This window comes from Phreatobacter sp. (assembly GCF_030691135.1).
GTDB lineage: Bacteria > Pseudomonadota > Alphaproteobacteria > Rhizobiales > Phreatobacteraceae > Phreatobacter.
Window position 1 is genome coordinate 1 of record NZ_JAUYFA010000021.1, and the last position, 6,882, is coordinate 6,882.

The 6,882-nt window shown below is 61.3% G+C and carries 6 protein-coding genes; 3 read left to right on the top strand and 3 right to left on the bottom strand.

The annotated features are described in order from the left end of the window. Together Q8O26_RS03390 and Q8O26_RS03395 are read left to right on the top strand one after the other, a co-directional pair. Window positions 1–1,008: methyl-accepting chemotaxis protein (locus tag Q8O26_RS03390; RefSeq protein ID WP_305573483.1), on the top strand; the 1,008-nt coding region annotated here is incomplete at its 5' end. Between the two features lie 134 nt (window positions 1,009–1,142). Then, entirely contained in the window at window positions 1,143–1,940 is a 798-nt protein-coding gene (locus tag Q8O26_RS03395; RefSeq protein WP_305573485.1) for a response regulator, read from the top strand. A gap of 81 nt (window positions 1,941–2,021) precedes the next feature. Here Q8O26_RS03395 and Q8O26_RS03400 read toward each other — a convergent pair whose 3' ends face one another. The 3 genes from Q8O26_RS03400 to Q8O26_RS03410 form a co-directional block, all read right to left on the bottom strand. Next, window positions 2,022–2,387 (bottom strand): hypothetical protein, encoded by a 366-nt coding sequence (locus Q8O26_RS03400; RefSeq protein WP_305573487.1) that lies wholly within the window; start codon window positions 2,385–2,387, stop codon window positions 2,022–2,024. A gap of 16 nt (window positions 2,388–2,403) precedes the next feature. Next, the gene (locus Q8O26_RS03405) at window positions 2,404–3,876 is read right to left on the bottom strand and encodes a PAS domain-containing methyl-accepting chemotaxis protein (RefSeq protein WP_305573490.1); all 1,473 of its coding nucleotides are present in this window, start codon (window positions 3,874–3,876) and stop codon (window positions 2,404–2,406) included. Between the two features lie 372 nt (window positions 3,877–4,248). Then, window positions 4,249–5,124 carry a MerR family transcriptional regulator gene (locus Q8O26_RS03410; protein WP_305573492.1) on the bottom strand — a complete coding sequence of 292 codons (876 nt, stop codon included), beginning with the start codon at window positions 5,122–5,124 and terminating at the stop codon, window positions 4,249–4,251. Window positions 5,125–5,552: 428 nt separating this feature from the next. On the opposite strand from Q8O26_RS03410, the gene Q8O26_RS03415 reads away from it, so the two are divergent. Next, window positions 5,553–6,503 carry a helix-turn-helix transcriptional regulator gene (locus Q8O26_RS03415; protein ID WP_305573494.1) on the top strand — a complete coding sequence of 317 codons (951 nt, stop codon included), beginning with the start codon at window positions 5,553–5,555 and terminating at the stop codon, window positions 6,501–6,503. Window positions 6,504–6,882: the final 379 nt, after the last annotated feature.

Consider the following 6,882-nt stretch of genomic DNA (forward strand, 5'->3'; position numbering starts at 1 on the left):
CGCGTCGCCGCCGGCGACCTCGACACGCCCGTCGTCGTTTCCGACAGGGCCGACGAGATCGGCGATCTAAGCCGCGCCCTCGCGGTCTTCCGCGACAACGCCCTCCAGGCGAGGCGGATCGCGACGGAGCAGGCCGAAGACCGCGCCGCCAAGGAAAACCGTGCCATCGTCCTCGCCGCGGCCGTCGAGGAGTTCGACCGGACGGTCGGCGACGTCGTCTCTGCGGTGACGTCGGCTTCGACCCAGCTCGAAGCGGCGGCCCAGACGCTGGCGACTACGGCGGAGGCGACCCAGGGGAGGTCGGGGATGGTCGCGGCCGCATCCGAACAGGCCTCCGGCAATGTTCAGGCGGTGGCGGCCGCCACCGACGAGATGACCTCCTCGGTGGAAGAGATCTCCCGGCAGGTCCAGCATTCGATGCAGAAGGCCAATGCCGCCGTCGCCGAAGCCAAGACCACCGACCTCAAGGTGACGGAACTGCTGGACGCAGCATCGAAAATCGGCGAGGTCGTGAAGCTCATCACCGCAGTCGCCGAGCAAACCAACCTGCTTGCCCTCAACGCCACGATCGAAGCGGCGCGGGCAGGCGAGGCCGGCAAGGGCTTTGCGGTTGTCGCCAGCGAGGTCAAGGCTCTTGCGGGTCAGACCGCCCGAGCCACCGAGGCCATCGGTACTCAAATTCAGGCGATGCAGGGCGCGACGCGCGAGGCGGCGGCCTCGATCCAGGCCATCGGCGCGACCATCGTCGATGTCGCCGACATTGCGACCGCGATCGCCGCGGCGGTGGAAGAGCAGGGGGCCGCGACGCGCGAGATTGCGCGCAACGTCCAGGAGGCTGCCCGAGGGACGGTGGAAGTGTCTTCGTCGATCGTTGCAGTCAACGAGGGGGCGGTGGCGACCGGACAATCAGCAGGCCAGGTCCTTGACGCGTCGGGCGAACTCTCCTCGCAGGCTTCGCGCCTCAAGCGGCAGGTAGATACGTTCCTCGCCACCGTGCGGCACGCCTGAGGCCACAGCGATGCTCCCCCCGGTCCCTAACCCCGATCTTGCGGGCAATCCCGACGGAACGCGAGCCGTGTCGGGGTGCCCATTGTCATAGGTGGCAGCCCGGGCCGGACTGCCGCAGGAAACTTGGATCGAGCATGATACCGGACGGAAAATCGGCCCCGGCCGAGGCATCTGACATTGTTTTCGTCGACGGTTCGTGGGCGATACTGATCGCCGAGGACAATCCGGGGTGCCGGGCCCGTCTTGAGGTGGCCCTCGCGGGCTATTCCTATCCCATCGAGGTCCGAATCGTGTCCCGCGGCGAGGATCTTCTTCGCGAGCTGGCGACGAACGCTTACGATCTCGCCTTTGTCGACATCGCTCTCGGGACGTCGTCAGGTCTTGATGCCGTACGCGCGGCGCGAGAACAGGGCATGGGAACCTTCGTCGTCGTGGTGTCGGGCAGCCGGACTGCGCTCGATCGAAGCGAGGCGCGCGCCCTCGGGGCCTATGATTTCATCGGTAAGCCCGTCGCTACGCTGGACGTCCATCGAGCGCTTGATGCATTTCAGAAGGTGAGAGCGCGGTCGTCCGCTCTGCTCATCGATGACAGCGGCACTGCACGCCGGTTGATGAGGCGGATCTTCGATCGCTCGATCTTCCGGGTGGACGTCGCCGAAGCCGCCGATGGCGTGGAGGGCATCGAGCTTTTTGCCCGTGCTCCCACCGACTTCGTGTTCATCGACCTGCACATGGGCGGCCTCGACGGTCTGGCGACGGCCCGTGTCATTCGAGCGATCAGCCCCGACACGAAGATCGTGATCATTTCGGCGGATGTATCGCGCATCGTCGACGACCGTCGGTTCTCCAGTCTCAAGAAACCCTTCGATGCGCGGCAGCTCGACGCCATGCTGCACGACCTCAACGGCCTGCCACATCCGGCCCTGTTGTAGACGGCCCCCGGTCCGGCTTGCCAGCGAACCAGGGGCGATGTTGCCGAGACCGGACTTCGCGCGGGGAGCGCGCAACCAACCTCAGTTCAGAGGCTTCTGCCGCCGCGCCAGAGCCGCCGTGAAGCTGATGGTCCTGCACGGACTGTTGGCGTGCGTGAAGCAAGGTCCCAGTTCGATCTGCTCGGTGGGTCCTACCGCGACCAGATCGACGGAATCCCTGACTTCTCGGATGGTCCATGTCGCATATTGCAGGTTCGCCAGCAGAAGATGTTCCATCGCGGCCGTGAAGTTGGCGGCGAGCGCCACCAGTTCGTCGTCCGGCATGTCGTCATGCAGTGACGACTTGCGCAGTTCATTCACGCGCTCGATGAGAGACGCGAATGCGTGAAGGTTGGTCTTCGACTGATCGATGAGGGCGGCAGTCCGAGGTTTGAGTTTGCGAGACATCGTTTCATTTCCTCTCTCAGGCAAGGCCACTGGACGCTGCGCGAACGCATTTCGTCGCCTGATCGATCTCCGCCGTCGATCGCGCGATGGCGTTCATGCTGTTGGAGATCGCCGACACGCCCTCGGCGGCGACGCGCATGTTCTCCGACATTTCCGAAGTCACGGCGGACTGCTGTTCGACCGAGGACGCGATGGATGTCGATATCTCACTGATCGTCGTGATGGTCTCGGCAATGTCGCCGATGGCGCCCACGGCGGCTTGGGTGGCCTGCTGTACCGCGTTGATCTGCAAGCTGATCTCGTCGGTCGCGCGGGCCGTCTGGCTGGCGAGGCTCTTGACCTCGGCGGCGACGACGGCGAATCCCTTGCCGGCCTCCCCGGCACGGGCGGCCTCGATGGTCGCGTTCAACGCCAGGAGATTGGTCTGGTCTGCGATCGTGTTGATCAGCTTCACCACCTCGCCGATCTTGGCCGCCGTCGAAGACAGTCCACCGACGATCTGGTTGGTCTCATTGGATTGCGTCACGGCACGCCCGGAAATCTCCCGTGCCTGCACCACCTGTCGCCGGATTTCCCCGACCGAGGCCGATAGCTCCTCGGCGCCGGCAGCGACCGCCTGGACGTTCGAGGAGGTCTGCGTCGAGGCCGCAGCCGCCTCTGTCGCCTCGTGGGAGGCTGACGAAACGCTTTCGGATATCCCTTCGAGGTTTCTGTCGATCTCCTTGCCGACAGCGACACGTCGCTCCTGTTCAGCGACCTGGTCGGAGATATCGGTGGCAAACTTGACGACCTTGTAGGGGCGACCGTCCGGGTCGAGAATCGGATTGTAGCTTGCCTGGATCCAGACCGAGCCACCCGACTTGCTGATCCGACGGTAGCGTGCGGCCTGATACTCGCCGCGTCCGAGCGCTGCCCAGAAGCTCGCATAGGCGGGCAGGTTGCGCTCGGCCGCATCGACGAAGATGGAGTGGTGCCTACCGACGATCTCATCGAGCCGATAGCCCAGCGTCGCCAGAAAGTTGCCGTTTGCGGTGAGAATCTTGCCGGACAGATCGAACTCGATGACCGCCTGAGCCTTACCGATGGCTGCCAGCTGCCCGCGCGCATCGGCCTCGCGCATCTTGCGTTCGGTGACGTCGCTGGCGATCTTGAACACCTTGACGGTCCGCCCGCGCCGGTCGAGCACCGGATTGTAGGAGCCTTGGATCCAGATCTCACGCCCGTCTCTGGCGACCCTCTTGAACTCCGCCACGTGAGACCGTCCGGTGCGCAACTCGTCCCAGAAGCGTCTGTAGTCGTCGGATCCCCGATCGGTCGGGGTCAGGAACATCGCGTGGTTCTTGCCGACGATATCCTTCAGTTCATAGCCGAGGGTCTGGAGGAACAGGGCGTTCGCCGCGAGGATTGTCCCGTCGGGGCGAAACTCGATGAACGCCTGCGATCGTTCCAGGGCGGCCATCTTGGATGCGGAATCAGAGTGGAAGAGCATGAAAATCCTCGGTGTTCCGTTGCGGAAATATCGCTTAAACGACATTGAACATCGCAGTTAAACTGAGCATTAACGTCAAGTCTGCGGATATATGCCAATTTTTCGGAATTGTAACGCATCGAACCTGAAGTTATATCTTGTAGAGATCGGGTATAGCCTGAGCCTGTACAATTGCTTCCGGTGATCCTGGCGATGCAGGCCCCCATCCTGAAATCAGTGGAGCTACGACTGGGCGATGGAGCGAGCCGACGCAGTGTCGGTCCGCAAGACGCGGTCTATGGCCGCGAGATCCATTGTTCGCGCCGAAAAGCCGGGTCATGGCTGACTTCCCGCCGGGGAACTGATCCGAGGCGTTGGTGGGTTGACGGGGCTTCAGCGGATCATCGCGAGCTTGGCCCGCAGTTCGGCATAGCTGTGGAGCACCGTGACGCCCATGATCGCCGAGAAGCTCGCGCTCCAGCAGGCCGCGCAGGCCAGCCAAAGTTCCGTGCCATTATCGAGCATTTGGGCGAGTCCCTGCACCTTGGCGCTGACGTCGCCGATTTCCTCGACGTGGACGACGCTGATGAGGAGAGCCCTGATTGCGTCTTGATGGGCGGCTTTCGCTAGGTGGCTGATAGGAACGGATGTTCCGAAATAAACCGTCTGCATCCCGGCGCATGAGGCTAGAAAGGCCCCGGTGAGCAAGCCGTGTTCGTGCTGCTCTCCTTCGAGAGTGGCAAAGCCAATGGGGGTGGCATCGAGAAGCGTCGGTCGGGTTTGAGTGGCCGCGATGATCACGTTCCTCGCCGTGAAGGAGAAGATGTGCTCATCGGCCACCGAAAAGGTGCCGTCTTCCCAAAGCGTGCCGATCTCTTGCAGGCACCATGAATAGAGGCCGGCGGCGTCGATTGGCGGGAGGAGTCCGAAAGCGGCGACCAAGTGCCGCTGGAAGCTGCCACGGTCCCGTTGCCGCATGGCACGTTCCAAGGCGGAGGCGAGTTGCGCGAACATGAGCGGCTCTGCCGGCTCCGTGGCGCGCATTCTCGCGAGTTTGTCGGTTGCAAGGGCAGCAATGTCGCGGGGTCGATGACCCAGGTCGGTGAGTTCCTTGAACAATGCGACCCGCTCGGCATCGCTTGTGCCGTAGATCCGGTGACCTCCCGAGGATCGCGCAGGACGGATCAGGTTGTACCTGGTCTCCCAGGCGCGGATCGTCGAAACGGAAACACCCGTCCGCTTTGCGAGGGTCGAGATGTCATAAGTCATCGCGGATCAGCGGCTGGAGAATACACTAACCTCTGCGGGCTAGGTTTTCGAAGGCTCGCTTTGCCTTGTAGGACAATAACTCAGCTGCCATTGTCTCGATTCGGGTGATAATATCTTGACTCCTTAGCATAAAATGCACGCGAGCTTCATCATCATCGCAGTAAGAAACCAATTGTTCCGTGAATGATAACAATTCCTTTGCTGAATTTACGAGGCACTGGGTGGGAAGTTTTGGGGTTTTTATCACGTCTGGAAAGGGGATAATCATCACGCTCTCTCGTCTGCGGTATGATTATTATGATCTAACGTCGTGAATGAATCGCTGAAATCGGTTTTCGTTAAAGTGCCTCAATTTGCGCATTTGTTCTGTTGAATACGAAACGCGCGTTTTCTATCGTGTTGGTGGATCAGACGGGGGCGCGGAATGAATGAATGAAATCCCTGTCGTGGCCTATAGCGCTCGTTGCGATTCGGCTGACGCGGTCGAGCATTTTTTCGCCCGGCAGTGGGGCCAGGTGCACCGCCTCACGAGCCAGGAGAACCTCTCGGTCTGGCACGCGGATTTCTATCACTTTGCCGGCCTGACGCTGCTCAGTGCCCGATCGGATGGAGCCTACAGCTTCATAACCGAGATACCGTCTCAGAATGTGCAGATCGTTGTCCCCCGCTCGGACTGCCATTCAGTCACGCGCGCAGGTCACGATACCCATCATTCTCGTCTCGGCTTCGGGACCGTCATCGACATGCGTCAGGTGACGAGAGGTCAAGTGGGCAGCGGATGGTCAGGCACCCAATTGTCGGTGCCATACCCGATGATCGAGCAGGCCGTAGCTCGAAACCTAGGTTACCTCCTCAAGAAGAGGGTCGTTTTCGAGCCGACTTTCTCATTGTCAGACCCGCGCCAGAATTTCTTTGCGTCATACTTGCATAGCTTGCACGAGACAGCCACGCGTTCGCCTGAATTCGGCGCAAGTCCTTTGGCTATATCGAGTACAGTCGACGCCATCATGCAGTATGTCGTCAATTTCCTGCACCATAGCTACTCGGAACACGTGCACTCCGCCGTCGGCTCCGTGGAAGCCTCGAAACTGATGCGGGCTATCGATTTCATGGCTGCCCACCTGCACGAACCCATCGTCGTAGAAGACGTCGCAAACGCAGTCGGCATCAGCGTCCGTTCCCTCCAATTGGCGTTCAGGGACAAGTTCGATTGCACGCCCATGCAGCATCTGCGGCGGCTGCGCCTGAAGCAGGTACACGACGAGATTGCAGCAATCGGTCCTCAAGCCAATGTCAAGCGCATCGCCATGCGGTGGGGGTTCGCGCATTGGCGTTTGTTCAAGACCTATTATCGGAACGAGTTTGGCCGTGACCCGTGAATTTGCCCGGTGCAGGTCAGGCCGGTCTCACCGGAGGCGCTTCCTTGCGTCTGGCGTACGCGCCCGGTCGTCGACCGACATCTGCCAGGCTCGCAATGGGTGGCAGCACATGCTGGGCGTCTATTTGAAGTCTTTGGTGTGTTCATGCATCCGCAAGCAGACATTCGGAACTTCGGCCCAGGGCCCAAAAGCCGATGTCTGTTAGGTCGTCGGCACGTCAAGCCGCTTCATCGCCGCTACCATAATGTAAGGCGTCAAATAGAGCATTTGCGGCGTTGCCCCGTTCTCTGGAGGAGCGTCGGATCTCGCCCGGGTGGCCCAGGCGGCCAACGGGTTGAAGGCGTTCGTCACTGCATGAGATTGCGGCGGCAATCAACCA